The organism is Mesorhizobium sp. BAC0120 (genome assembly GCF_033542235.1).
Classification (GTDB): Bacteria; Pseudomonadota; Alphaproteobacteria; order Rhizobiales; family Rhizobiaceae; genus JAWRCU01.
Genome location: NZ_JAWRCU010000026.1, coordinates 1 through 24,347, shown reverse-complemented (window position 1 = coordinate 24,347; position 24,347 = coordinate 1). Strand labels below are relative to the sequence as shown.

The 24,347-nt window shown below is 63.7% G+C and carries 21 protein-coding genes; 10 read left to right on the top strand and 11 right to left on the bottom strand.

What is annotated here, in order from left to right:
* The first annotated feature begins 80 nt into the window (after positions 1-80).
* From SAZ10_RS31335 to SAZ10_RS31325, 3 genes are all read left to right on the top strand, one after another.
* Positions 81-794, top strand: a complete 714-nt coding sequence (locus SAZ10_RS31335) for a GntR family transcriptional regulator (RefSeq protein WP_318613433.1) — start codon at positions 81-83, stop codon at positions 792-794.
* Between the two features lie 34 nt (positions 795-828).
* Positions 829-1,158 carry an L-rhamnose mutarotase gene (locus SAZ10_RS31330; protein WP_318613432.1) on the top strand — a complete coding sequence of 110 codons (330 nt, stop codon included), beginning with the start codon at positions 829-831 and terminating at the stop codon, positions 1,156-1,158.
* A gap of 218 nt (positions 1,159-1,376) precedes the next feature.
* Entirely contained in the window at positions 1,377-2,918 is a 1,542-nt protein-coding gene (locus SAZ10_RS31325; protein WP_318613431.1) for an altronate dehydratase family protein, read from the top strand.
* A gap of 394 nt (positions 2,919-3,312) precedes the next feature.
* Here SAZ10_RS31325 and SAZ10_RS31320 read toward each other — a convergent pair whose 3' ends face one another.
* The 7 genes from SAZ10_RS31320 to SAZ10_RS31290 all read right to left on the bottom strand — a co-directional run bounded on the left by SAZ10_RS31320 (position 3,313) and on the right by SAZ10_RS31290 (position 9,627).
* A complete protein-coding gene (locus tag SAZ10_RS31320) occupies positions 3,313-3,681 on the bottom strand; it encodes a cupin domain-containing protein (RefSeq protein ID WP_318613430.1) in 369 nt (122 codons plus the stop codon).
* 79 nt (positions 3,682-3,760) lie between these two features.
* Positions 3,761-4,276, bottom strand: coding sequence for an L-2-amino-thiazoline-4-carboxylic acid hydrolase (locus SAZ10_RS31315; RefSeq protein WP_318613429.1), 516 nt, complete (start codon positions 4,274-4,276; stop codon positions 3,761-3,763).
* Positions 4,273-5,061 carry an ATP-binding cassette domain-containing protein gene (locus SAZ10_RS31310; protein ID WP_318613428.1) on the bottom strand — a complete coding sequence of 263 codons (789 nt, stop codon included), beginning with the start codon at positions 5,059-5,061 and terminating at the stop codon, positions 4,273-4,275. Before SAZ10_RS31310 ends, SAZ10_RS31315 begins: the two co-directional genes overlap by 4 nt.
* Positions 5,058-5,849, bottom strand: coding sequence for an ABC transporter ATP-binding protein (locus tag SAZ10_RS31305; RefSeq protein ID WP_318613426.1), 792 nt, complete (start codon positions 5,847-5,849; stop codon positions 5,058-5,060). Before SAZ10_RS31305 ends, SAZ10_RS31310 begins: the two co-directional genes overlap by 4 nt.
* Positions 5,846-6,676: an ABC transporter permease gene (locus SAZ10_RS31300; protein ID WP_318613425.1), complete on the bottom strand. Its 831-nt coding sequence runs from the start codon at positions 6,674-6,676 to the stop codon at positions 5,846-5,848. The genes SAZ10_RS31305 and SAZ10_RS31300 overlap by 4 nt, the downstream gene beginning before the upstream one ends.
* Positions 6,673-7,713, bottom strand: coding sequence for an ABC transporter permease (locus SAZ10_RS31295; RefSeq protein WP_318613424.1), 1,041 nt, complete (start codon positions 7,711-7,713; stop codon positions 6,673-6,675). Before SAZ10_RS31295 ends, SAZ10_RS31300 begins: the two co-directional genes overlap by 4 nt.
* A gap of 300 nt (positions 7,714-8,013) precedes the next feature.
* A complete protein-coding gene (locus SAZ10_RS31290) occupies positions 8,014-9,627 on the bottom strand; it encodes an ABC transporter substrate-binding protein (protein WP_318613423.1) in 1,614 nt (537 codons plus the stop codon).
* Between the two features lie 664 nt (positions 9,628-10,291).
* On the opposite strand from SAZ10_RS31290, the gene SAZ10_RS31285 reads away from it, so the two are divergent.
* On the top strand, positions 10,292-11,248 hold the full coding sequence (locus SAZ10_RS31285; RefSeq protein ID WP_318613421.1) for an LLM class flavin-dependent oxidoreductase: 957 nt from the start codon (positions 10,292-10,294) through the stop codon (positions 11,246-11,248).
* A gap of 81 nt (positions 11,249-11,329) precedes the next feature.
* On the opposite strand, the gene SAZ10_RS31280 is transcribed toward SAZ10_RS31285, so the two are convergent.
* The 4 genes from SAZ10_RS31280 to SAZ10_RS31265 all read right to left on the bottom strand — a co-directional run bounded on the left by SAZ10_RS31280 (position 11,330) and on the right by SAZ10_RS31265 (position 16,973).
* Positions 11,330-12,706: an FAD/NAD(P)-binding protein gene (locus SAZ10_RS31280; RefSeq protein WP_318613420.1), complete on the bottom strand. Its 1,377-nt coding sequence runs from the start codon at positions 12,704-12,706 to the stop codon at positions 11,330-11,332.
* Between the two features lie 97 nt (positions 12,707-12,803).
* Entirely contained in the window at positions 12,804-13,253 is a 450-nt protein-coding gene (locus SAZ10_RS31275) for an Rrf2 family transcriptional regulator (RefSeq protein ID WP_318613419.1), read from the bottom strand.
* 296 nt (positions 13,254-13,549) lie between these two features.
* Positions 13,550-14,842: an L-rhamnose catabolism isomerase gene (gene rhaI, locus SAZ10_RS31270; RefSeq protein WP_318613418.1), complete on the bottom strand. Its 1,293-nt coding sequence runs from the start codon at positions 14,840-14,842 to the stop codon at positions 13,550-13,552.
* A gap of 28 nt (positions 14,843-14,870) precedes the next feature.
* Positions 14,871-16,973, bottom strand: coding sequence for a bifunctional rhamnulose-1-phosphate aldolase/short-chain dehydrogenase (locus SAZ10_RS31265; RefSeq protein WP_318613417.1), 2,103 nt, complete (start codon positions 16,971-16,973; stop codon positions 14,871-14,873).
* Between the two features lie 187 nt (positions 16,974-17,160).
* On the opposite strand from SAZ10_RS31265, the gene SAZ10_RS31260 reads away from it, so the two are divergent.
* The 6 genes from SAZ10_RS31260 to SAZ10_RS31235 all read left to right on the top strand — a co-directional run bounded on the left by SAZ10_RS31260 (position 17,161) and on the right by SAZ10_RS31235 (position 24,023).
* Positions 17,161-17,958: a DeoR/GlpR family DNA-binding transcription regulator gene (locus SAZ10_RS31260; protein ID WP_318613416.1), complete on the top strand. Its 798-nt coding sequence runs from the start codon at positions 17,161-17,163 to the stop codon at positions 17,956-17,958.
* A 54-nt stretch (positions 17,959-18,012) separates the two neighbouring features.
* A complete protein-coding gene (locus SAZ10_RS31255; protein ID WP_318613414.1) occupies positions 18,013-19,527 on the top strand; it encodes a sugar ABC transporter ATP-binding protein in 1,515 nt (504 codons plus the stop codon).
* The gene (locus SAZ10_RS31250; protein WP_318613412.1) at positions 19,524-20,582 is read left to right on the top strand and encodes an ABC transporter permease; all 1,059 of its coding nucleotides are present in this window, start codon (positions 19,524-19,526) and stop codon (positions 20,580-20,582) included. Before SAZ10_RS31255 ends, SAZ10_RS31250 begins: the two co-directional genes overlap by 4 nt.
* A complete protein-coding gene (locus SAZ10_RS31245) occupies positions 20,579-21,547 on the top strand; it encodes an ABC transporter permease (protein WP_318613410.1) in 969 nt (322 codons plus the stop codon). Before SAZ10_RS31250 ends, SAZ10_RS31245 begins: the two co-directional genes overlap by 4 nt.
* The gene (locus tag SAZ10_RS31240; RefSeq protein WP_318613408.1) at positions 21,544-22,584 is read left to right on the top strand and encodes a rhamnose ABC transporter substrate-binding protein; all 1,041 of its coding nucleotides are present in this window, start codon (positions 21,544-21,546) and stop codon (positions 22,582-22,584) included. Before SAZ10_RS31245 ends, SAZ10_RS31240 begins: the two co-directional genes overlap by 4 nt.
* A 68-nt stretch (positions 22,585-22,652) precedes the next feature.
* Positions 22,653-24,023 carry an FGGY-family carbohydrate kinase gene (locus tag SAZ10_RS31235; protein ID WP_318613407.1) on the top strand — a complete coding sequence of 457 codons (1,371 nt, stop codon included), beginning with the start codon at positions 22,653-22,655 and terminating at the stop codon, positions 24,021-24,023.
* Positions 24,024-24,347 lie beyond the last annotated feature (324 nt).

The following is a 24,347-nucleotide window of genomic DNA, read 5'->3' as shown; positions in this document are numbered from 1 at the left end:
GAATTTCCGCCTCGACCTTCCGGGCAAACGCTCTGGAAAAGTCTCGTCGGTTCTGTTGGCTTTGCGCCGGAAGCAACAAGATGAATCTAGAAACTGCACTTCTGAAACGCCGCGGCGGAGCCCTTAGCGAACAGGTCTACCGGGTCGTGCGCGACCTGATCGTAAGCGGGCGCATGCGGCCGGGCGAGGCGGTGATCGAGGCGGCGCTCGCGGCGCAGCTCGGCGTATCGCGCACGCCGGTGCGCGAGGCACTGAAGCGGATCAGCGACGAGGGTCTGATCGACGTCTTTGCCCAGAGCGGAACATTCATCGCTCCGATAAGCCGCAAGGCGCTCGAGGAGGCCTATATAATCCGCACCGCGCTTGAAGCCGAGAGCGTCGCTCGCGCGGCGGGCCGACTAACGGTCCAGGCAGCCGAGGCGTTCGCCGACAACATCGCCGCTCACGAGCTCGCGATCAACCGTCAGCGTTTCGATGACGCGATCCGGCTCGACGATACCTTCCATCGCATGATCGCAGAGGTGAACGGGCTGCATATGCTTTGGCGTGCCGTCGATATTTCCAAGGCGCAGATGGATCGCGGCCGGCACCTCGCCATACCCCAGCCCGGTCTGGGGGCGGTGACGATCCGCCAGCACATGCAGATCCTGCAAGCGCTGCAGGCCGGAGACGCCGAGCTCGCGGTGCAATGCATGCGCGAGCATCTGGCGACGTCGCTGCGCAATACGCTTGAGATAGCGTCGGACTCGATCGCCTTGAATGCGGAATCGAACGTGCCCGCCTCCGACCTATAGGATGAGCACGTCATCCAACGAGGAAAGGAAAAGCATGCAGCGGATGGGCTTATGTATCGGGCTGAAGCGGGAGGTGATCCAGGAATACCGGAAAATCCACGCCGCCGTGTGGCCGGAAGTACTAGCGGCCATTACGAAGGCCAACATCCGCAACTACTCGATCTTCTTGCGCGAACCGGAGGATATCCTCTTCGCCTATTGGGAATACCATGGGACCGATTTCGCAGCCGACGCCGCCGTAATGGCTGACAATCCCGCGATGCAGAAATGGTGGACGATCTGCGACCCCATGCAGGTCCCGCTCGACACGCGTGCGAAAGGCGAGTGGTGGGCAAGCATGGTCGAGGTTTTTCACCACGACTGATCCTTTTATCGGAGCCCGCCCGAATAGCACTCTTGAGGATTGACGAGACCTCAGGAGAATTTTGGTGCCCAGGGCGGGGCGAAGTTCCTCCTGAACGTCACCGCCTGTCGCAATCGTCCGACAAATGTGACAAACGAAGGCGATTGCCCGCACCCGCCCAGCGTGGCAGATAACGGGCAGCCAAAACAGCATTGTCCAGCCAGCTTCCGGAATCTGCCATGCTTACCGTCACTACCGCCCGCACACTGCGTCTCAGCCCTGAGGACAACATCCTCGTCGCCGGCGAACGCATCGAAAAGGATGCCGCCACGACGGAGGGCGTGAAGGCGCGGCAGCGCATTCCGTTCGGCCACAAGATTGCGGCGCGTGACATTGGCGTCGGCGAGCCGGTCATCAAGTTCGGCCAGATCATCGGCTTCGCCAGCCAGCCGATTGTGACCGGCGACTGGGTGCACACGCACAATTGCGACATGGGGCCGGAGCACGGCGCCTTCGAACGCGACTACGACTTCTCCGCTGCCGCTCCGCGGACCGATTTCGTGCCGGAGGGCGAGCGTGCGACATTCGAAGGCTTCCGCCGCGCAAACGGCAAGGCGGGAACGCGCAACTATCTGGGCATCCTAACCAGCGTGAACTGCTCGGCGACGGTCGCCAAGTACATGGCACAGGAGATCAACCGATCCGGCATCCTCGACGATTATCCGACGATCGACGGCGTGATCCCCTTCGTGCACGGCACGGGCTGCGCGATGGATCTCGACGGCGAGGGCTTCCGGATATTTCGCCGCACGCAGTGGGGATATGCCTGCAATCCCAATCTCGGCGGCACGTTGCTGGTAGGCCTCGGCTGCGAGGCATTCCAGATCGGCAAGATGAAGGAGGTCTACGGCATCGAGGAGAGCGACACGTTCCAGACCATGACGATCCAGGAGATCGGCGGCACCAAGAAGATGGTGGAATGGGGCGTCGAGCGCATCAAGGAGATGCTGCCTATCGTGGCGCGGGCAAAGCGCGAGACACTGCCGGCGGCCGAGCTCACGCTCGCGCTGCAATGCGGCGGGTCCGACGGCTATTCCGGCATCACCGCCAATCCGGCACTCGGCGTGGCCGCCGACATTCTCGTGCGCCATGGCGGCACGGCAATCCTTTCGGAAACGCCCGAGATCTACGGCGCCGAGCACCTGCTCACGCGCCGCGCCGTGAGCCGGGCGGTGGGCGAGAAGCTGGTCGAGCGCATCAAGTGGTGGGAGGATTACACCGCCCGCAACCGCGGCGAGATGAACAACAACCCGTCGCCGGGCAACAAGCTCGGCGGGCTCACGACAATCCTGGAGAAATCCCTCGGCGCGGCGGCCAAGGGCGGCACGACGGCGCTCACCGCGGTCTACGAATATGCGGAGCTGGTGAACGAGAAAGGCTTCGTCTTCATGGATACGCCCGGCTTCGATCCGGTGTCTGCGACCGGGCAGGTAGCGGGCGGGGCGAACGTGCTTTGCTTCACCACCGGCCGCGGCTCGGCCTATGGCTGCAAGCCCGTGCCATCGATCAAGCTCGCCACAAACACGCCGATGTACGAGAAGATGGTCGACGACATGGACATCAATTGCGGCGACATACTCGACGGCGTTTCGCTCGCCGACAAGGGCGAGGAGATCTTCCGCGAAGTGCTCGCAGTGGCCTCCGGCAAAAAGTCGAAGTCGGAAGAGCTCGGCTATGGCGACAACGAGTTCGTGCCCTGGCAGGTCGGCGCGGTGATGTAGGGGGCGAGGCAGCCTTTCACCTTCAAGCAAATCGCAACGTTTGAGGTTGGCGGAGACGCAAATGCAGAGCTCCCCCTTCTCCCCTTGTGGGAGAAGGTGGCTCGGCGCGATAGCGCCGAGACGGATGAGGGGTGTTGCGTGGAGCGCGGCGGTTCCGAATAGGGCGCTGGTGAGCTTCCGCACCGGCGTTTCTTCCTTCAGCGTCGCATTTCGTCCAGCTCCACAACCGACATCGCCTTCTGGAGCACCCCTCATCCGTCTCGGCGCAAGCGCCGAGCCACCTTCTCCCACAAGGGGAGAAGGGGGAGCTTGGCATTTCGCTCGCCGCAAATCTCAAACGCCGGAGTTTGGCGGAGACGCAGATGTAACAGAAGGTTTCAGGCGCGCTATGGCGTCAGTCCCTCGCAGCATCGCCGATAATGGTCTTGCCGGCACCTTCGCGATAGTCCTCCCGCACCGGGTAGAACACGTCCATGATGCGGCAGTTGGTAAGCGCGCGCCCGTGATGGCGGGCATTGGCTGGGATGGCGAAGACCGTCCCTGCCAGCATCCGCATCGTCTTGCCTTCAACCGTCATTTCGAACTCGCCCTCGTAGAGATGCACGACCTGCTCGTGATGATGCGAATGCTCGGGCAGCGTCGATCCGGCGGCGATCTCCCAAAGCGCGAACGTCATCGTGTCGGAATGCAGGAAGCGGCCGACAAAGCCGGGGATCACGGTCCTCGGCGTAACCTTCGACCAATCCATGATCTCGTTCGGCAAAGGCTCCTCCCAATCGGCCGTCGCTGTTGATCCACCTTAGCGCAGCCGCGCATCGGTTTGCCAGCGTTTGACTTGCGGCTCACGCATCGCGATCGGTGAGCCGGATATGGCAGCAGCCGGGACCGTGGCCCGGCGTCCAGGTGACGTTCTCGAAGCGGACACCCGTCGCCTCGAAGAGCCCACGATCGAAGGCGCCGGCGATGCGGCAGAGCGTCGCCAGTTCGGCCCCGCCTACGCCGGCCTCGATCCAGGCGTCCTTCAGCGGGCAGCGGCGCACCTTCAAGGCGATGCCGGTGTCGCTCCTCTCAACATCGGTCGGGTACATACGGCCATCATCGGGACTGACAGCGAGGAAAGCCTCGCCGATCGCGCGCGCGTCGTTCGGCCCGAAGCTCGGGAAGGCTGCGGCCGCCACCTCGCGGCCGCGCTTCTCGATTGCGCGGATCATGACGGCTTCTGCGGCCTGGCTGCCAATCTCGGCCGTCAGTTCGTCGAGAAGGAGACGGTAGAGGTCGGCGCGGTTCCTGAAGGCGGCGTCGAGCTCACGGCTCAACCTTTCGGCGCGGTCGGCCTTTTTGTCCGGAAGATCGTTCATGGCTGGACTGCTCCCGTCTTCAGCTTTGGGATTGCCGCGACCAGCGCCTTGGCGGTAGCCGATTGTGGGTCGGCGATCACCTTTGCGGCCGGCCCTGTCTCGACGATGCGGCCGGCATCCATGATCGCGATCCTTTCGGCAAAGGATGACACAAGAGCGAGGTCGTGAGAGATGAAGAGATATGAGAGCTGCTGTTCGCATTGCAGGTCGCGGAGCAGCTTCAGCACGGCAGAGCGCACGGTCACATCGAGAGCGGAGAGCGCCTCGTCGAGCACGACAAGGTCAGGCTTCGTCACAATGGCGCGGGCAATGGCGATGCGTTGTCGCTGGCCACCGGAAATCTCGTGGATGCGCCGGCCGGCGAGCGACCGATCGAGGCCGACACGTTCAAGGAGGGCGGCAATAGCGCTCGGGCGTTCGTCGCGACCGGCCAGGCGGTGGATGCGCAGCGGATCGTCGAGCACGCGGGCGACCGTCGCGCGCGGGTTGAACGCGGCGAGCGGATCCTGGAAGACCATCTGGAAGCGCCGGCGCAGCTTGCGCAGCGCCTCGCCTTGCGCGGCGGCGAGGTCGACGCCGTCGAAGCGGATTTCTCCGCTGTCCGGCTCGACAAGGCGCATGACGATGCGGGCGAGCGTCGACTTGCCGCTGCCGGAAGGGCCGACCAGCGCCAGCGTCTCGCCGCATCCGAGGTCGAGCGAAACACTATCGACGGCGCTGACGGGCTGGCCTGCGCGAAGGAAGGACTTCGACACGCCTCGCAGCTCGAGAAGCGCTGCGCTCATGACTGGCCGCCTCCAGCATGGTCAGCGGAGGTGGCAAGGGGAATGACCGCTGCTTCGATCAGGGTCCGCGTATAGGCCTCTCGCGGCACGGCGACGACATCTTCGGTCTTGCCGATCTCCACCATGCGGCCGGCGCGGAACACGGCAATTCGGTCTGCGATCGTGGAGGCCAGCGCTATGTCGTGGCTGATGAAAATCAGCGACATGCCGTCCTCCTTCACAAGCCGGTCGATCAACGAAACGATCTCGGCTTGCACGATGGTGTCGAGGGCGCTGGTCGGCTCGTCGGCAATCAGCAGCTTCGGCCGCGCCGCGATCGCGGCGGCGATGGCGACGCGTTGTCTCTGCCCGCCGGAGAGCTGATGCGGGAAGGCTTCGGCGATGCGCGCCGGCTCGGGCAAGCGGACGCGTCCGATCAGCTCGATCGCGGTGGCATGGGCGGCCTGCCAGCCGATGCCGAGATGCGTGTAGGCCACTTCCGCGATCTGCCTGCCGACGCGCATGACGGGATCGAGGCTCGCGCCGGGGTCCTGGAAGACGAAGCCGATATCGCGACCATTGACAGGCGGATGGCCGAGGCCGGGCCAGTCCGTGCTGCCCGACACGACCGTCCGCGATGGGAGCAGGCCAACGACGGCGAGCGCCAGCGTGCTCTTGCCCGAGCCGCTTTCGCCGATGACGGCGAGCCGCTCGCCGGCCGCAAGGTCGAAGCTCACGCGATCGAGCGCAGGCACCGCAGCGCCGACATAGCGGACCGAAATATCTTGGATGGAAAGGCGAGGGGTCACGTGTAGCCCCGTCTGGCAGCGGTCGCCTCGACTATGCCTTCCCCGGCGAGGTAAACGCCGAGCACGGCGAGCACCAGCGCGATGCCGGGAATGATCGAGAGGTAGGGTGCAGAGCGCAACACGGTGCGCCCCTCGGCGATCATGCCACCCCAGGTGACACGGTTCGGGTCGCCGAGGCCGAGAAAGGACAATGCCGCCTCGATCAGTATCGCCGAGGCGACGATGATCGCGGAGAGCGCGAGCACGGGGGGCAGCGCGTTGGGCAGGATCTCGCGGAAGGCGATCTCGGACGGGCGCATGCCGATAACGCGTGCGGCAGCGACATAGTCGCGCTCGCGGATCGACAGAACCTCGGCGCGGGCGATGCGGGCAGGTCCGGTCCAGGCCGACAGCGCGATGGCCACCACCACCACTGCGAGCGAGGGGCCGACGATGCTGACGAAAGCGAGCGCCAGCAGGAAGCCGGGCACCGTCTGGAAGGCGTCGACCAGGCGCATCAAAGCCTCGTCGACCAGACCTCCTGCGAAGCTTGCGATCGTCCCCACGGTTGCGCCGACGACGATGGAGGCGAGGGCCGCGGCCAGCGCCACCGCGAGCGAGGTGCGGGCGCCATGCACGATGCCGGCGAGCACGTCGCGGCCAAGGCGGTCCGTGCCGAGCGGAAGCGACCAGTCGGTGAACGGATGCAGAAGAGGGGGGCCGGCGATCGACAGGGGGTCCTGCGGGAAGAGGAGCGGCGCAAAAAGAGCGATCAGTACGAGCATACCGAGAATAGCCGCCCCGGCGGCACCTTCCGGCGTCGCAAAGAAACGGCGCAGCGTGTTCACGCCGGCTCTCCGCTGTTCTTGCCTCTATAGCCTGATCTCATCCGAAAACCCTGCAATTTTCCGGGATCACGCCCGATACGGGGGTCGAGCATTGCATAGACCAGATCGACGACGAGGTTGATGGCGATCACTAGCACTGCGCTGACGAGAATGATGCCAAGCAGCAGCGGCGTATCGCGCGAGGCGACCGCTTCCTGCGCCAGCCTGCCGAGGCCGGGGATCGAGAAGACAGTCTCGATGACGACGCTGCCGCCGAGCATCGCCGCTGACTGGACACCGAGCACCGTCACCAGCGGCAGCAGTGCATTGCGGGCGACATGGATGAGCACGATGCGGCGGCGTAAGAGCCCGCGCGCCTTGGCAGCGAGCACGAAGTCTTGCCGCCAGGCTTCCGCCATGGCGGCGCGCATGGTCCTGAGATACAGCGCGAGATAGATGAAGCCGAGCGCTGCGACGGGCAGCACCAGATGCCGCGCAATGTCGGCAGCGCGGGCCAGGCCGGTTTTGCCGGAAGCGATCGTCTCCATGCCGGAGAGCGGCAGCCAGCGCAGCTGGACCGCGAAGATCACGGTCAGCACCAGCCCGAGCCAGAAGCCGGGGACGGCGTAGAGTGCCAGCGACCCGATCGACAGCGCTCGGTCGCGCAGGCTGCCCGGCCGCGCACCGGCGACGATGCCCAGCGCCGAGCCGAGGCCGAAGGAGAGCGCCGTCGCCGAGCCCATCAAAAGCAGCGTGTTCGGCAAGCGCTCGGCGATCACCTCGCCGATCGGCCGGGAGAAGGAGACGGACCAGCCAAGGTCGAGATGGGCGAGCGCCCAGAGATAGGCAGCTAGCCGTGCGCCGGCCGATTGGTCGAGCCCCCATTGGTGGCGAAGCTGTTCGATCAGGCCCGCATCGCCGCCAGTCGAAGCGATGTAGGCGTCGACCGCGTCGCCACCCGCAGCCTCCAGCAGGAAGAATGTGCCGATGACGACGAGCAGGAGCACGGGGATGGCGGTGAGCAGGCGGCGGCGGAGGAGGATCAGCGCGCGGGGCATGGGGTGCTCCGCTGATTGCTTCTATCTGATGAAGCTTTCGCCCCGTCGCGCCCCCCTCTGTCCTGCCGGACATCTCCCCCGCAAGGGGGGAGATTGGCCTTCATTTTTGACAGCACACGTTCTGCAGCGTTGGCGATTGGCGAAACCGAAGCGGCCGTCCAATCTCCCCCCTTGTGGGGGAGATGTCCGGCAGGACAGAGGGGGGGGGGGGCAACGTAGAGCACCACGTTCAACGACCGTTAGGCAAAGCAGGCCTATCGGTTATCAAGCTGCGATGACATCAGGCAATCGCCTTTCTCATCACCCCTCCACCCACACGTCCGACCAGTTCGACACCGCCCAACGCGGGTTGTTGGCGACGTTCTTCACCTTCTGGCTCGCAACCGAGGTGAAGCCCCATTCGGCGACGTTGATCAGCGGCAGGTCGGCGGCGACCAGCTTCTGGAAATCATGGTAGAGCGCGATGCGCTTGTCCGGATCGAGCTCGCTCGCGGCCTTGGCGATCAGCGCGTCGAGCTCGGGATTGGCGTAGCCGCCCTGGTTGGAGAAAGGCACGCCGTCCGGGATGCCGCTCTCCACCAGGATCGTCGTCGAGATGGCCGGGTCGCCGCGGAAGACGGGCGGCGCCACGGCCAGGTCGAAAGCGTGGTCGGTATACACAGCCTTCTGGTGCGCCGCCGCGTCGTTGTTGACGATCTCGGCATCGATGCCGATCGCGGCAAGCGCCTGGCGGAGATAGTCGCCGAACTGCTTCGTCTCGTTGAAATAGGGCGCGGGGAGCAGCTTCAGCTTGAAACGGATTCCGTTGCCGCCGCGCTTATAGCCGGCTTCGTCGAGCAGAGCATTGGCCTTTGCCACATCGAAAGGATAGGTCGGCACCTCCGCCGTGTAGAACTGCTTGTCGTTCTGCGGCACGGGCCCAGTTGCTGCCTCGGCATAACCGAGGAAGACGGTCTTGACGACGAAATCCTTGTCGATCGCATGAGCGATCGCCTGCCTCACCTTGAGGTCGGCGAGTTCCTTGCGGCGGTGATTGATCTCGACGATCAGCTGGTAGGTGAGGGCTTCATAGCCCTTGGTGACCACCTCCAGGCCCTCGACCTTGCCGATGCGATCGAGATCGGCGAGCGGCACCATCGAAAAGGCGGCGAGGTCGATCTCGCCGGCTTCGAGCGAGTTTGCGGCCGCGGCGCGGTCCGGCAGCACGCGGTAGATGATCTCGTCGATATAGGGCTGGTCCTGGCGCCAATAGTCGGGATTGCGCTCCAGCCGGTAGAACTCGCCGGGCTTGTACTCGGCGAACTTGAATGGACCTGTGCCGACTGGCGCATTGTTTGCGGGGTTGTTGCTGATGTCGGTCCCTTCGTAGAGGTGCTTCGGCACCACGCTGGAAAGCGCAGGCAGGGCATTCCTGATGAGCTGGAACGGGGTCGGCTTGCTGAAATGGAACACCGCCGTCTGCGGATCAGGCGTTTCGACCGCCTCCAGGTCCTTGAATACGACGCGGCCGAGATTCTGCAGCGGCTTCCATATCTGCAGCGCCGAGAAGGCGACGTCGGCCGAGGTGAACGGCTTGCCGTCATGCCACTTCACGCCCTCGCGCAACCGGAAGGTCGCCGTCAGCCCGTCTTCCGAGCCTTCCCAGCTCGTCGCCAGCCGCCCCTCGAGCCCGCCTTCGCCATCGAACGAAGCTTCGGCGAGCGGCTCCACCACCTTGCTCGAAACGAAGAACACGCCGTTGGACGCCACGATCGCGGGATTGAGGTTGCGCGGCTCCGAATCGGCTGCGACGGTGAGGCGGCCGCCCTTCTTGGGCGCCTCCTGCGCGACAAGGAGGGTAGGCATGGCCGTCGAAGCGAGGAGCAGGCCAGTGGCCTTGAGAATGCTGCGCCGAGAAATCAGTTCGTAAGACATTGAAAGTCCCCTTCCAGGCGCACCGCAGAGCGAAAGCTCCACCCCATTGCCTGCATCTGCCGCCCGCGCCGCTGTTTCCTAGTGGATTATGGATGGCCACCGCAGGAATGCCAGAGATGCGTTTTCCGACAAGCGGCAGCTTCGGAGAAAATTTCGATCCAGCGGGATCGCTTTGCCGCTTGAGCCGTTAATCGCCTTCCGAAGCAGACGGTCACAACACGTTTAGGATTGTGACTGACTCGTGACGGTGGACCAACGCCTTCTCCACAGGTGCCAAAGGAATCCCTGAACAATTGGAATTACATGCCAATTAGCATGCTATTTTTAGAATAGGATATCGCGTTTCCCATAAAAATCGAAATCGACAATGTCTACTAATTTGCTAGATTCAAGGTGCAAGACGGAGGTCTACATGACGTACCTTACCCGTTCGGCCGATGACCGGCCCCGATTGCACAGCACGGCACATCGCCGGCGTTCGCTTCAGGACATCGTCCTGATGCTCACCTTTTTCCTCTCCGTCGGATTCGCGGCCGCCCTAGTCTTTGGGGTTATCGGCCACTAGCACCATCGGCAGGCGGGTTGATCGCCTGCGCAGCATTTCGCCGGACGGGTCAGCCTGGGCGGTGCATGGTTGTGCCTTGCGCAACCAGCGGAGGACAAAATGCGGATCGAATTCACTGTCGATATTCCAAGTCTTGGCGCAGCGGATCGTGAAGGGCGGATCAGCCGCGATGCACTTGCCGAGCTTGCGAGCGCCGCAGAGGCGGCAGGCTTCGACCGGCTGCTGATCGCCGAGAAGGGCGGGGCGCAGGATGCAGCGACACTTGCCTCCTGCGTTTTGAATGCGACCTCGGTGCTGGGCCTCGAGGTCGAGCATCGCGCCGGATCGCTCTCGCCCGAGATTGCAGCGCGGCAGATTGCGACGCTCGACCAGTTGAGCAGCGGGCGCATCACCGTCCGCATGGAGCCTGCGTCCTGCGAGGCACCGCCTCTTTCGCATGAAGAGAGCCTGGCCCGGCTCGACGAATATGTCGTGCTGTTGAAGCGGCTTTGGTCGAACAACAAGCCGATCGACTATGAAGGCACCTTCCATCGTCTGAAGGCGGCCTTCTCCGGCGCCAAGCCTTTCAACGGCAGTTCGGTTCCGCTGGCGTTGGCCGGCGCTTCCGGTACGGCCGTGAAGATCGCGGCGCGGCATGCCGATCTCTTCGTGCTGCCCGCTGCAACCATGGAGGAGACGCGGCGGACCATCGAGCGTGTCAGAGTTGCCGCCTCCTGTCACCGCCGCGCGGACACCATCCGCTTTGCGCTTCCGGTGCGGTGGTCGGCCAATCGTTACGCCGGCTTTGCCGAAATGGGTTCGACCGGCGCGGAGGCGGCCGTCATCCCCGGCGCCCCCGAGAAGGCCGCGCTCACGCTTCTCGATTATCGCGACATCGGGGTCACCGACTTCATCGTGACCGGGCTCAGCACAGCCCGCGATATTTCCGCTTTCGGCAGCGCCGTCGCTCCGATGGTGCGGCGTGCGCTTGCGCATCGCGGCTTTGATCAGCGGGAGGACATCCAGGCACGGTCCGCGAATGTTGTCTACGCGCACTGGGGACGGTACTCGGCCTAAGGTCCACGCGGAATGTGAGTGCTGCAGCGATGCGGCCATGCGGCCGCGGCACGGCAAGTTCCGCAACGTCTGGTGGCGGCACTACCCCGCCTGAGCCATCCGAGCACGTTCGGTCAGGTTCTTTGCCAGCATCGAGCACTGCACCCTGATGTCCGGGATCGCCTCGATCTCGAAGAAGGCGCCGCGCGTCAGGGGACCGATCGCGTAGAGGCGCTCCGAGGGTTGGCCGTCCGCCTTGATGATGGCGCAGCCTTCCGTCACGTCGAGTCCAATATGCAGGGGGTCGGGCCGAGCCAGGCCGCGGTCAATCAGCGCGCGCACTACGGGATTCGTGCCGGTGGTCAGGTCTGCCGTAATGCCGGTGCAGTCATAGACGCGAGCGACGTGCAGCGTCTCGGGGCCTGGCGCGCCTCGACGTTTGATCGTCGCCGCGATGGCATCGCCTTCGCGGCTGGCGCCGACCAGCTTGCCGGTCGCGAGCTCGAGCGTCCCGTCCGTCACGGCCTGGGTCACGCGTTCGTGGAGGTCCGGCGGCATACGGTGACGATGGATGTCCCACCAGGCGCGCGTGTGCTCGATGAACCGTCGCCGGGCGCTCGGCGGCCAGCTGCGCCAGATCTTCTGGTTGAAGGGCCTGATGCCGTCCACCACGTCGCGCCAATCGCCGCCGGCGCGCACTGTGGTCCGAACCAGATCTCGGAACCAGCGAACGAAATAGGATAGCTCGGTGCCAAGCGGTACGTCCGCGGCATCCAGGCGGATCGGGTTGCCCTTGCGGTGCATGGAGGGGAGAAGACCACGCCGCGACAGCGCGACGACATGGCCGCGATGGCCATGCGCAACGAGCGAGAGCCAGGCATCCACCATGCTGAGCCCCGTCCCGAGGATGAGCACGTCCGCGTCAGGATCGACCGGTGTGTCTGCTTCGCTGCCCGGGCGAATGGCGATATCCTTGCCAACCAGGGGCTGCTCCTCATGGCCGACCGCGAGGACTGCGATATGGCCGACGAGGCTCGTGCCGTTGGCAAGGTCGACGGCGACGCCCGACGGGGTTGCCGCGGCGGACACGCATTCCTCGGACATCATATGAAGACGCCCGGACTGTGCTTCCCTCGCGCGCATCTCATCAAGAATGCCGGCGAGGTATTCGGCATAGAGATGGCGGGGCAGATAGAGCTTGCGGGGGTTTTTGTCCGGCGCGCGTCCAGTGCGCTCCAGCCAGTGCCAGAAATGCTCGGGATCGTCGGCATAGGCGCTCATGCCGAGCGCACTGACGTTGAGAATATGGTCGTCTAGCGTGGTCGAATAGGCGAGGCCCTGGCCGAAGGCCTGGCGCTTCTCGATCAGCGTGACGCGGATATCGGCTTCGGGATCACTCAGCAGATGCGCGGCTAGCAATACGCCACTCGCGCCTCCGCCGATAATGATGATCGCCAGCCTGCCTGGCCTGCCGGTCATTCAGCAACGCCTCCGGTTGGGATCCTGGCATATATAGGATACAGGCTGCGAGCGAAGCCGACAAATGTTAACGCAGGCAGGGTAGCGAAACGATTTTCTAAATTTGGTACTTGATACCGGCGAGCACGTCGTCGTTGGCGGCGTCGCGCATGTCGGCGAGGCTGCGATTGTCGAGAACCTCGGCGATCGCCTGACGCACCTCGAGCATCATGTGGCGGACCTGGCAGATCGCCTCGTCACAGTCTTCGCAGGGCTGATACTGTGTACGGCTGGCGCACGGGATGGGCGCCAACGGCCCGTCGAGCACCCGGACCACATGGCCGACCTTGATCTCGGAAGGCAGGCGGGCGAGACGGTAGCCACCGTCCTTGCCTTTGCGGCTCTGCACGAAGCCGGCATTGCGGAGCTCGCCAAGGATCGCGTCCAGGAACTTCTTCGGAATATTGTTTTTGACTGCGATGTCGTTGACGAAAGCGAGTTGACCCTGAGGCAGCCCGGATAGATGAACGAGCGCCTTCAGACCGTATTTTCCCTTCTTGGTAAGCATGCCCCGCACATTTCTCTTGTCGCCTTCATCAGGCTTTGGCGACCATTTGTGCGCAAATCATGACGGATTGCGCGCCCGCCCCTCCTATTGACAGAAATAGGGTCCGACCGCATTCACTTTCAACACAAGCTTATTGATATTTCGTGACTTTTCCGGCTGCTGATACCGAAAAAGAGGTAGCTCTTTGTTGTAGGAGCATGATCCCGTCCGAAAATTCTGCAGCTTTTGCTCGGCTGACCTTCGCTATGGCCTGCTGCTCGGGGCCGAATCGGCATGCGCCTTATCGGTCTGAGGGGTCAAACGATGCCGCCGCCCCCGCTTGCCACCGCCGGTCGCTCCGCTGCTACCTTCTTCCGGTAGCCGCTCGTACGATAGGCAGCGACTGGATCAATCGCGCCACCCGCATCGAGTCTTGCCCTGGCGAGAATAGGTTCGACGTCGGTCCGGTACGCAGCCTTGAGCGTCTCGCGCGCCATCAACGCGTCATTGTCGTCCTGGTAGGCTTCGAGCGCCTTGCGATTGACGAGCAGCGCCTGTGCGTATGCACGCTGCACCTCGACCGCGGACAGCATCAGGCTTTCGATCGGATCGGTGACGTTGTGGCTCTGATCGAGCATATGAGCGGGATCGAAGCCGCTCGCGCCTCGCAGTTCGGCATCGACCAGCTCGTTGAAGACCAGGAAAAGCCGGAACGGGTCGATCGAGCCGGCGTCGAGATCGTCGTCGCCATATTTGGAATCGTTGAAGTGAAAGCCGCCGAGCTTTCCGAACTGGATCAACCGCGCCACGATCATCTCAATGTTGACGTTCGGAGCGTGGTGGCCGAGGTCGACGAGGCAGTAGGCCTTCGGCCCAAGCTGCTCAGCGATGATGTAGTTCGTTCCCCAGTCCTGGACGACGGTCGAATAGAAGGCAGGCTCGTACATCTTGTGTTCGGTGAAGAGCCGCCAGTCCTCGGGCAATGCGCCGTATATTTCGCGCATCGCTTCGAGATAGCGTTCGAAGACTCTGGTGAAATTCGATTGGCCGGGGAAATTGGACCCGTCGCCGATCCACACGGTCAGCGCCTTCGAGCCTATTACCTTGCCGATTTCGATACATTGGAGATTGTGCTCGACCGCCTGCCGACGTACGGCCGGGTCGCTATGCGAGAGCGAGCCGAACTTGTAGGAAAGCTTCTGGTCCTTCGCATCGGAGAAGGTGTTCGAGTTCATCGCGTCGAAGGAGAGCCCGAAACGCGAAGCGGCTTGCTTCAGGCGGTTCGGGTCGGCCTTGTCCCAGGGAATGTGCAGCGAGACCGTCGGCGTGGCGCGGGCAAGCTGCTGGATGACGGCGCAATCCTCGATCTTGTCGAAGACGTCGCGCGGTTCTCCGGGACCGGGAAAGCGCGCGAAGCGCGTGCCGCCCGTGCCGACGCCCCAGGAGGGAATGGCCACGTGAAAGGCCGAAACCTTCTTCAAGATGCCGTCGATCGCGATCCCGCGCCGCGCGAGCTGCTCGCCGAGCGCATCGTAGTCCCGCTTGAGATTGGCTTCGCGCGCGGCGTTGTCCTTCTCGACGATATCGGCGGCGATCAGTTGCTCGGCCATTGGTTCTCCTCCCAGCTTGGCACCGTCACTACCGCGTAAAGCTCTGTGCGTTACCCGCGTCCACATTGATGATGTTTCCGGTCGACTTCGCCGACATGTCGGAGACGAGGAAGAACGCAGCTTCCGCGACATCCTCCGGAAAGACACCGAGCTTCAACAGCGAACGCTTGCGGTAATGCTCTTCCAGCTCGTCCGGCGCCATTTTGTAGGCGGCGGCACGCTGCTCACGCCATTCGCCGGTCCAGATCTTGGAACCGCGCAGGACGGCGTCCGGATTTACCGTATTGACGCGTATGCCGAACTCCGCGCCCTCCAGCGCAAGGCAGCGCGCAAGGTGGATTTCGGCGGCCTTGGCCGTGCAGTAGGCCGCTGCATTGGGCGAGGCTGCAAGCCCGTTTTTGGACGAGATGAAGACGATCGCGCCACCCGTATTCTGCTTCTTCATCAGCCGAAAGGCCTCGCGCGCGACCAGGAAGTAGCCGGTCGAAAGTATGTCCATGTTGCGGTTCCACATGGACAGCTCCGTCTCGTCGATCGGCGCGGCGGAGGAGATGCCGGCGTTCGAGATCAGCATGTCGAGCCCGCCATATTCGGCGGCTGCGAAGGCAAAGGCGTCGGTCACGTCCTTTTCCTTCGTCACGTCGAGGCGGGCGCTGCGGATGGCGTCGGCGGTATGGCGGCCGGCGAGATCTTTCTCGGCCGCGGCAAGCGCCGGCTCGTCGATATCGGCGATCACCACGCAGGCGCCGTCGCGCAGGAAACGTTCAGCGGTCGCCTTGCCGATGCCACCGGCTCCGCCGGTGATCAGCGCCACCTTGCCGGCAAGCGGCTTGGGCTTGGGCATGCGCTGGAGCTTTGCCTCTTCCAGCAGCCAATATTCGATGTCGAAGGCCTCCTGCTCGGGCAGGCCGACATAGGTCGAGACGCCGGACGCGCCGCGCATCACGTTGATCGCGTTGACGTAGAATTCCGCCGAGATGCGCGCGGTCGCCTTGTCGCCGGCGAAGGTGATCATGCCGACGCCGGGCACGAGGTAGACCACCGCGTTCGGGTCACGCATAGCAGGGCTGTCCGGCCGCTTGCAGCGCTCGTAATAATCCGCATAGCCGTCGCGGTAGGCCTCTATCGCGCCGGACAAACCCGCAAGCGTCTTTTCGAGATCCGGATTGGCCGGGTCGAAGTCGACCACCAGCGGCCTGATCTTGGTGCGCAGGAAATGGTCGGGGCAGCTCGTGCCGAGGGCGGCGAGCCTCTCGAGCTCTTTCGAGCCGACGAATTCGAGCACGGCCGCCTGGTCGTCGAAATGGCCGACCTTGCGCTCGGAGGCGGAGATCATGCCTCGGATCGCCGGCATGAGCCGTGCCGCGATCGCCCGGCGCTCGGCGGCGGGCAGGGGCGGATGCGTCTCGCCGCCGAAAGCCGGTTTGCCTTTGGTCTCGCCTTCGAACCATTCGATAGCGCGATTGATGATCCTGATCGTGGTCTCATAGCTTTCGCTCGCCGTGTCGCCCCAAGTGAAAAGGCCGTGGCTCTCGAGAATGACGCCCTTGGCGTCCGGGTTCTCCTTGCAGAACTTCTCCAGCCACAGGCCGAGCTCGAATCCAGGCCGCTTCCAGGGCAGCCAGCCGATCTCGCCGTCGAAGACCCTTTCCGTCAGCTCCTTGCTGTTTTTCGATGCAGCGATCGCGATGATCGCATCCGGGTGCATGTGGTCGACATGCTTCTTGGGCACGAAGGCGTGCAGCGGCGTGTCGATCGAGGCAGCGCGCGGGTTGAGGTTGAAGGTGCAATGGGCGAGGTAGCCCACCATCTCATCCTCGTGCTCGAGGCCGCGATAAAGCTTCTTCAGCGCTTCGAGCTTGGCCTGGTAGAGCGTGGCGAAGCCGTCGAGCTTGATGGTGCCGACATCGCCGCCGGAGCCCTTGACCCAAAGCACTTCGACCGGCTCTCCGGTGAGCGGGTCTTTCTCCATCACCTTCGCCGAGGTGTTGCCGCCCCCATAATTGGTGATCCGTTTGTCGGAGCCGAGCAGGTTCGAGCGATAAAGCAACCGCTCAGGCTCGCTCATGCCTGCCGCCTTCGCATCGTCCCAAAGGTTGGCGAGGCGCGGATTGGTGCGCGTTTCAAGCATGGAAGTCTCCTGGTGCCGAGCAGGTCCGGCACGGCAATCATGCCTCAAATTCACATGTTGGCCGAGAGCGTGTCAATCAAAAACGATCAGAAACGATCATATTGCACTGCACAATGAAATATTATGATCGAAGTTGATTGACAGCGTCGTTTGCGGGTGAATTAATGGACTGGCTCGGGGAGGAGTCATGCACGAAAAGGAGCGTCATAGGCTCATCGTGGCCGCCATCCAGGAAAAGCCTGTGGTGACGGTGCAGGAGCTGGTGGAGTTGACCTCCTCGTCGGAGGCGACGATCCGGCGCGACATTGCTGCGCTGCATCTTCAGAAGCGCCTGCGCCGCGTGCGCGGCGGCGCCGAAGCGCTCACCCCGCCGCAGTTCATCGGGCTAGCCGGCCGTCCCTTCAGCGTCAACGAGACCTTGAACGCCGCCCAGAAGCGGGCGATCGCGCGGGCCGCCGTCGCGCTCTGCAGCGACGGCGAGTCGATCATCATCAATGGCGGCACCACGACCTTCCAGATGGTGCATTTCCTGGCGAGCCGCCGCTTGACGGTCTTCACCAACTCCTTCCCGATCGCCGAGCATCTGCTCAAGCATTCGAAGAATACGGTGATGCTGTCGGGCGGCACGATCTATCGCGAGCAGAACATCATCCTCTCCCCATTCGACAACGACGTGACCCGCAACTTCTACGCGCGGCGCATGTTCATGGGCGCGCAGGGCGTAAGCCAGCTCGGCGTGATGGAAGGCGACCCGCTGATCATCCAGGCGGAGCAGAAGCTGATCGACCAGGCCGACGAACTCGTCCTGCTCGTGGATTCGTCGAAGTTCGAGCGCCGCTCGAGCCTTATTCTCTGCCCGCTCGAACGCGTCAGCACGGTCATCACCGACGACGAAGCACCGGAGGAAGCCGTGACCATGCTGCGCGACAAAGGGGTGCGCGTCGAGATCGTCACTTTGAGGGCAGACGAACGTGCCGCCGGTTAGCGCATCATTTCCTCAGCGGACAAGCTGCGGCAGCGATTTCTCGCGGGGCCTGCCATGAGCCCAGTTCTCAAGCTCACGAACATCTCCAAGTCCTTTGCCGGCGTGAAGGCGCTGAACGATGTGAGCTTCGACGTGCGGCCGGGCGAGGTGCATGCGCTGCTCGGCGAAAACGGCGCCGGCAAGTCGACGCTCATCAAGATCATGTCCGGCGTGCATTCGCCTGATAGCGGCACAATCACGATCGACGAGAAGCCGGTCACCTTCAGCTCCCCGCGCGAGGCTTCCTATGCCGGCATTGCGACTGTCTACCAGGAGCCGCTGCTCTTCCCCGACCTCAATGTCGCTGAGAACATCTTCATCGGCCACCAGGGCCGCGGCGCGCTGACCAACTGGCGGCAGATGTCGCGCGAGGCCGAGCGCATCCTGGCGACCCTCGGCGTGGCGCTCGATGTGAAGAGCCCGGCGCGCGGGCTGACCCTTGCCGCGCAGCAGTCGGTCGAGATCGCGAAGGCGATTTCGATGAATGTGCGTGTCCTGATCATGGATGAGCCCACGGCGTCGCTTTCCGCCCATGAGGTTGCCCAGCTCTTCAAGCGGGTGAAGGATCTGCGTGACCGCGGCGTCGCGCTCGTCTTCGTCAGTCATCGCATGGAAGAGGTGTTCGAGATCGCCGATCGCATCACGGTTTTTCGCGACGGCCGGCTGATCTCTACGCGTCCGCGCTCGGAGATGACGCCGCAGCGCGCCATTGCCGACATGGTAGGGCGTGAGCTGGGGTTATTCGAGCAGCGCCCGTCCGTCGCGGGGGACGAGACTGTGCTCACGGTGCACGGGCTAGCGCGCGACGGCGTCTTCAGCGATGTGAGCTTTTCCGTGAAGAAGGGCGAGGTGCTCGGCCTCGCCGGACTGATTGGTGCCGGCCGCACCGATGTCGGCCTGGCGCTGTTCGGCATCGAACCGGCGACTGCCGGAACGATCACGTTGAACGGCAAGGAGCGGATCATCAAGTCTCCGCGCGAGGCGATGAGCTGCGGCATAGCCTATGTCTCGGAGGACAGGCGCCAGCTCGGCCTGTCGCTACCGATGTCGATCGCCTCCAACATCACATTGCCAGTCCTGCGGCGCTATCTGAGCCGGCTCGGTCTGATCCGCGCCGCCGAGGAACGGGCGACCGCCGAAAGCTTCAGGAAGCGGCTGGCGATCCGTACCCCGTCAGTCGAACTGCCGGTCGCCAAGCTCTCGGGCGGCAACCAGCAGAAGGTGATGCTCAGCAAATGGCTGAACACGCATCCCTCTCTGCTCATCCTCGACGAGCCAACCCGCGGCATCGATGTGGGCGCGAAGGCCGAGGTGCATGCCATGATCGGCGAGCTCGCAGCCGAGGGAATCGCGATCATCATGATCTCATCGGATCTGCCGGAGGTGCTGGCAATGAGCGACCGCATCCTTGTCATGCGCGAAGGGCGGCGGGTGGCGATCTTCGACCGGGAGGCCGCGACGCAGGAGAGCATCATGACGGCGGCTATGGGGCAGGCTCCGGCGGTGGCGCCTGTAGAGGTGGCGGCATGAGCTGGCTGCAGCGCCATATCCGGCCGGAGCAGGTCCGCGAGCTCAGCCTGCTGCTCATCATCATTCTCGCCGTGATCGTGTTCGGCGCCATGATCGACGGCTACTACACCTCGCGCACGTTCAACCGTATCGCCACCAGCGTCGCCATCGTCACCGTCATCGGTGCCGGCATGACGCTCGTCGTGCTCACCCGCAACATCGATCTCTCGGTCGGCTCGATCGTCGGCTGCACCGCCTATTTCACCGGTGTTCAGCTCGCGGCCAATCCCAATCTCGGAGCCCTGTCGGCGATCGCGATCGCCATGGGGCTCGGTCTTCTGATGGGGGCTGTCAACGGCGTCATCGTCGCCTGGGGCCGAGTTCCGTCTATCATCGTGACGCTCGGCACGCTGGCGATCTACCGGGGCATCCTGATCGACTATTCCGGCGCCAAGACGGTGACCACGGACAGCCTGCCGCCCTGGCTCGTCGATCTGCCGCAGATGCCGCTCATGACCATCGGCGGCCTCGAGATCCGCGCGATCGTCGTGCTGGCGTTGATCGTTGTCATCGTATTCCAGCTGCTCCTCAGCTTCTTCAATTTCGGTCGCGGCTTCTATGCGATAGGCTCGAACCCGGACGCGGCCGAGCTGGTCGGGCTGCCCAAGCAGCGCATCATCTTCACCGCCTTCGCGCTTTCCGGCGCGCTGTCAGGGCTCGCCGGCTTCATGTTTCTCGCCCGCTTCGGCAACATCACCGTCGAGGCCGGCCGCGGGCTCGAGCTGCAGGTGGTCGCTGCCGTCGTGGTGGGCGGCGTCAATATCTTCGGCGGCTCGGGCACGCTGATCGGCGCGATGCTCGGCGCGGTCATGATCGGCACGCTGGAGCAGAGCCTGTTCCGCCTGCAGATCAACGAGTTCTGGCGCGACGCCATTCTCGGCCTGCTCATCCTGCTTGCCGTCGCAAGCGACGCAGTGCTGCTGAACCGCTTGAGAGCGCTGTGGGCGCGCGCCGACATGCGGCCCGTCGCCAGGCCGACGTCGGCTGTCGGCAGCGAAGGGGAGGTCGCGCCATGACCGCGGTGCAGAGCCGGCTGATGAGCTGGGAGGGGCTGCTGCTCGCTCTGCTTGTCGTCATCGTCGCGATCAATATCGGCTATTCGCCCTACTATCTCGGCGTCGAGAACATCGTGAACCTGTTCCAGCTCTCGATCGAGAAGATCATCGTGGCGCTCGTCATGACGCTGATCATCATCAGCGGCGAGATCGACCTCTCCGTCGCCTCGATCATGGGGCTCGCCGCCTGCGTCATGGCATGGTTGTTCCAGTTGGGCCTGCCGATGCCACTCTGCCTTCTGGCGGCGATCCTGATCGGGGCGTTTTGCGGAGCGTTCAACGGCTTCTGGGTGGCCTATGTGGGGCTGCCGTCGCTGGCAGTCACGCTTGCCGGCCTGATCGGATTTCGGGGTGTTGCACGCATCTTCCTGGAGGACCGCGCCATCGGCGGCTATCCGGCCTGGTTCAACAGCCTTGGGCAACAGCCGATCTTCGGGCCGCTCACCTTCTCTATCATCGTCTTTATCCTGCTTTTTGCCGTCATCGGCATCGCGCTGCACGGCTCGGCGCTCGGCCGCTACATCTACGTCATGGGCAACGGCATCGAGGCGGCGCGCTACTCCGGCGTGAACGTCAAGCGGGTGAAGCTGATGCTGTTCACGGCTTCCGGCGTCGTCGCGGCGATCGCAGGGCTCCTCTATGCCGCGCGGCTCGGCTCGGTGCGCGGCGACACTGCCTTCGGCTTCGAACTCGACATCATCACCATCGTGCTTCTGGGCGGGGTCAGCATCTTCGGCGGATCAGGCAGTCTTCTGGGGGTTGGGCTGTCGATTTTCCTTATTCTCAACCTCCGCAATGGGATGGGTTTGGCCAACATCACCGGCAATACCCAAACGAGCGTGATCGGAGCCCTGCTGATCCTTTCAGTCCTGGTTCCGAACATCGTGCAAAGCACTCTAAAACGACTGAAGGGGAGAGAGACATGAAGAAGTTTCTGACGACCACGGCCGCCCTGGCCCTGGTCAGCGTGATGGCCCATGCGGCCTATGCCGCAGACGCCAAGGCAACCCCCGGCAAGAGCATCGACATGGTGCTCCTGCCGAAATTCCTCGGTATCGCCGTATTCGATCAGGCGCACACGGGAGCGGCCGAAGCGCAGAAAGAGCTGAAGAATCCCAAGGAGGTGAAGTTCCTGGGACCGACGCCCGAAAACAGTGTGGCCGGCCAGATCGAAATCGTGACCAACGCTACGACGCAGAATGTCGGGGCGATCATGATCTCTAACAATGCCGGCGACCAGATCGCGCCGGCGGCCAAGGCCGCGCATGACAAGGGCATCAAGATCGTGACGTGGGATTCGCCGATCCCCACCGCGGAAGGCGAGGACGTATTCGTCGCGCAGGTCGACTTCAACAAGACCGGGCAGGTGATGGCCGATATGGCGCTCAACATCCTGCCCGATGGCGGCGAATTCGCTATCCTTTCGGCCTCTCCGGACGCGGCCAACCAGAACGCCTGGATCAAAGCGTTCGAGCAAGTCCTGAAGGACCCGAAATACGCCAAGCTCAAGCAGGTCGACCTCGTCTACGGCAACGACCAGTCCGAGCAGAGCTACAACCAGGCCCTGGCGCTCGTCGACAAGCATCCGAACCTCAAGCTCATCATGGCTCCGACGACTGTCGGCATCGCCGCGGCGGCCAAGGCAATGCAGGATGAGAAGCTCTGCGACAAGGTGAAGGTGAGCGGCCTCGGCCTGCCGGCCGAGATGGTGTCCTACACCATGAATGGCTGCGCTCCGCAGTTTGCGTTGTGGAGCTTCGTCGACCTCGGCTATCTCACTTATTACACTGCCTACATGCTCGCGGCCGGCGACCTGAAGGCGGAGGAGGGCGCGAAGTTCACGGCCGGTCGCATGGGTGACTACGAGATCACCAAGGACCCGACCCGCGAGAAGGGGCTGCGCGTCCTGATGGGGCCGTTCACCGTCTACGACAAGAGCAACGTTGAGGCAGCGGCGAAGTAGGCCGACCTCGCCAACAGGCAAGGGGCACGGCGCCAAGGCGCTGTGCCCCTCTTCTTCCTGGTATTCTCATGCCCGTACGCCATGTCGCCGTTATCGATATCGGCAAAACGAACGCCAAGGTGGTGGTGGTCGATCTCGATCGCCGGGCCGAGACCGGCGTGCGGCGCATGCCGAACGCGGTCCTCAGGGATGGCCCTTATCCGCATTTCGATACCGAGCGGCTATGGGCGTTCGTCCTCGACAGTCTCGCCGCACTGAACCGCGAGCAGAGGATCGATGCCGTTTCCATCACGACGCATGGTGCGACGGCAGCGCTTATCGATGCCGGTGGCAGGCTCGCCTTGCCGATCCTCGACTATGAGCATGACGGTCCGGACCGGGTTGCAGGCGAATATGATGCCGAGCGGCCGCCCTTTGCCGAAACCGGGACGCCGCGCCTGCCGGTCGGCCTGAACCTGGGCGCCCAGCTCTTCTGGCAGGCAAGGACGTTTCCCGAGGATTTCGCTCGCACGGCGAGTATCCTCATGTACCCGCAATATTGGGCATTCCGTCTCACCGGGGTCCGCGCCAACGAGACGACCTCACTCGGCTGCCACACGGACCTGTGGGGCGTCCGCGAAGGTCACTTCTCCTCTTTGGTCGAGCGCATGGGTTGGCGCGAGCTGATGGCTCCGGTTCGGCGCGCCGCTGACAGGCTGAGTCCGATCTTGCCCGAGGTCGCGGCGGCAACAGGGCTTGCTTCCGGAACGCCGGTCCACTGCGGCATTCACGATTCCAACGCTTCGCTGCTCCCGCACCTGATCGGCCGGGAACAGCCGTTCTCCGTGGTTTCGACCGGCACCTGGGTGATCTCGATGGCCATCGGGGGCGAGCGGGTCGGACTCGATCCGACACGCGACACGCTGGTCAACGTCAGTGCATTCGGCGAACCGGTGCCGTCGGCGCGCTTCATGGGCGGGCGCGAGTTCGCGATCCTTGTCGGGGAGAATGCGCCCGCGTCGGCGGGCGATGAGGTCGAGGCGGTGCTCAAATCGCCGATCATGCTCACGCCGTCAATCCAGCGGGGTTCCGGTCCGTTTCCGGATCGGAAGAGCGAGTGGATTGGCGGCGAGCCGGAGGGCGGAGTGCGCACTGCCGCCGCGTCGTTCTATCTCGCTTTGATGACCGCTACAGCGCTCGAACTCATCGGGGCGAAGGGGCCGGCGATCATCGAGGGTCCGTTCGCCGCAAATGTGCTCTTTGCGAAGATGCTTGCCGCCGCCACGGCGCAGCCGGTGATCTCGGCCGGAACAAGCGCCACCGGCACCAGCATCGGCGCGGCGTTGCTGGCGGCAGACGGAGAGATGCCAGCTGAATCAGCGCCAGACGGCCAGGCGATCACGTCGCCTGGCGCGGAGTGGGAGGCCTTTGCGAGGCGTTGGCGCCAGATGGTTGGGTAGCGCGTTCTGCAACTCGCTTGACGCACGCTTCATGCCGGCGGAGGGGATTGCAAACGGCTCTAAGGTTTGACGGTTGGCGCAGCCCCTCATCTGCCTGCCGGCACCTTCTCCCCGTTCACGGGGAGAAGGACGACTGCCGTTTTGATTTCGCCAATCGCCAACGTTGCAGAAAAGGTGCCTTCATTTGCGGCCGGCTACCTTCTCCCCGTTTACGGGGAGAAGTGCCCGGCAGGGCGATGAGCGACTATCTGACGTGTCAAGTTGCATTAGCGAACTCGATGCGCGCATCGCGTGCTTTTGCATTGAGGATGACGAGCAGCTTGC

Excerpts from the sequence above, each read along its gene's own strand:
- SAZ10_RS31250 (WP_318613412.1), top strand. The coding sequence starts at position 19,524 with ATGAGCTGGCTGCAGCGCCATATCCGGCCGGAGCAGGTCCGCGAGCTC.
- SAZ10_RS31240 (WP_318613408.1), top strand. The coding sequence starts at position 21,544 with ATGAAGAAGTTTCTGACGACCACGGCCGCCCTGGCCCTGGTCAGCGTG.
- SAZ10_RS31235 (WP_318613407.1), top strand. The coding sequence starts at position 22,653 with ATGCCCGTACGCCATGTCGCCGTTATCGATATCGGCAAAACGAACGCC.
- SAZ10_RS31315 (WP_318613429.1), bottom strand. The coding sequence starts at position 4,276 with ATGAACGATCTTCCGGACAAAAAGGCCGACCGCGCCGAAAGGTTGAGC.
- SAZ10_RS31290 (WP_318613423.1), bottom strand. The coding sequence starts at position 9,627 with ATGTCTTACGAACTGATTTCTCGGCGCAGCATTCTCAAGGCCACTGGC.
- SAZ10_RS31260 (WP_318613416.1), top strand. The coding sequence starts at position 17,161 with ATGCACGAAAAGGAGCGTCATAGGCTCATCGTGGCCGCCATCCAGGAA.
- SAZ10_RS31275 (WP_318613419.1), bottom strand. The coding sequence starts at position 13,253 with ATGCTTACCAAGAAGGGAAAATACGGTCTGAAGGCGCTCGTTCATCTA.
- SAZ10_RS31325 (WP_318613431.1), top strand. The coding sequence starts at position 1,377 with ATGCTTACCGTCACTACCGCCCGCACACTGCGTCTCAGCCCTGAGGAC.
- SAZ10_RS31285 (WP_318613421.1), top strand. The coding sequence starts at position 10,292 with ATGCGGATCGAATTCACTGTCGATATTCCAAGTCTTGGCGCAGCGGAT.
- SAZ10_RS31330 (WP_318613432.1), top strand. The coding sequence starts at position 829 with ATGCAGCGGATGGGCTTATGTATCGGGCTGAAGCGGGAGGTGATCCAG.
- SAZ10_RS31280 (WP_318613420.1), bottom strand. The coding sequence starts at position 12,706 with ATGACCGGCAGGCCAGGCAGGCTGGCGATCATCATTATCGGCGGAGGC.
- SAZ10_RS31245 (WP_318613410.1), top strand. The coding sequence starts at position 20,579 with ATGACCGCGGTGCAGAGCCGGCTGATGAGCTGGGAGGGGCTGCTGCTC.
- SAZ10_RS31255 (WP_318613414.1), top strand. The coding sequence starts at position 18,013 with ATGAGCCCAGTTCTCAAGCTCACGAACATCTCCAAGTCCTTTGCCGGC.
- SAZ10_RS31335 (WP_318613433.1), top strand. The coding sequence starts at position 81 with ATGAATCTAGAAACTGCACTTCTGAAACGCCGCGGCGGAGCCCTTAGC.
- SAZ10_RS31265 (WP_318613417.1), bottom strand. The coding sequence starts at position 16,973 with ATGCTTGAAACGCGCACCAATCCGCGCCTCGCCAACCTTTGGGACGAT.
- rhaI (WP_318613418.1), bottom strand. The coding sequence starts at position 14,842 with ATGGCCGAGCAACTGATCGCCGCCGATATCGTCGAGAAGGACAACGCC.
- SAZ10_RS31310 (WP_318613428.1), bottom strand. The coding sequence starts at position 5,061 with ATGAGCGCAGCGCTTCTCGAGCTGCGAGGCGTGTCGAAGTCCTTCCTT.
- SAZ10_RS31295 (WP_318613424.1), bottom strand. The coding sequence starts at position 7,713 with ATGCCCCGCGCGCTGATCCTCCTCCGCCGCCGCCTGCTCACCGCCATC.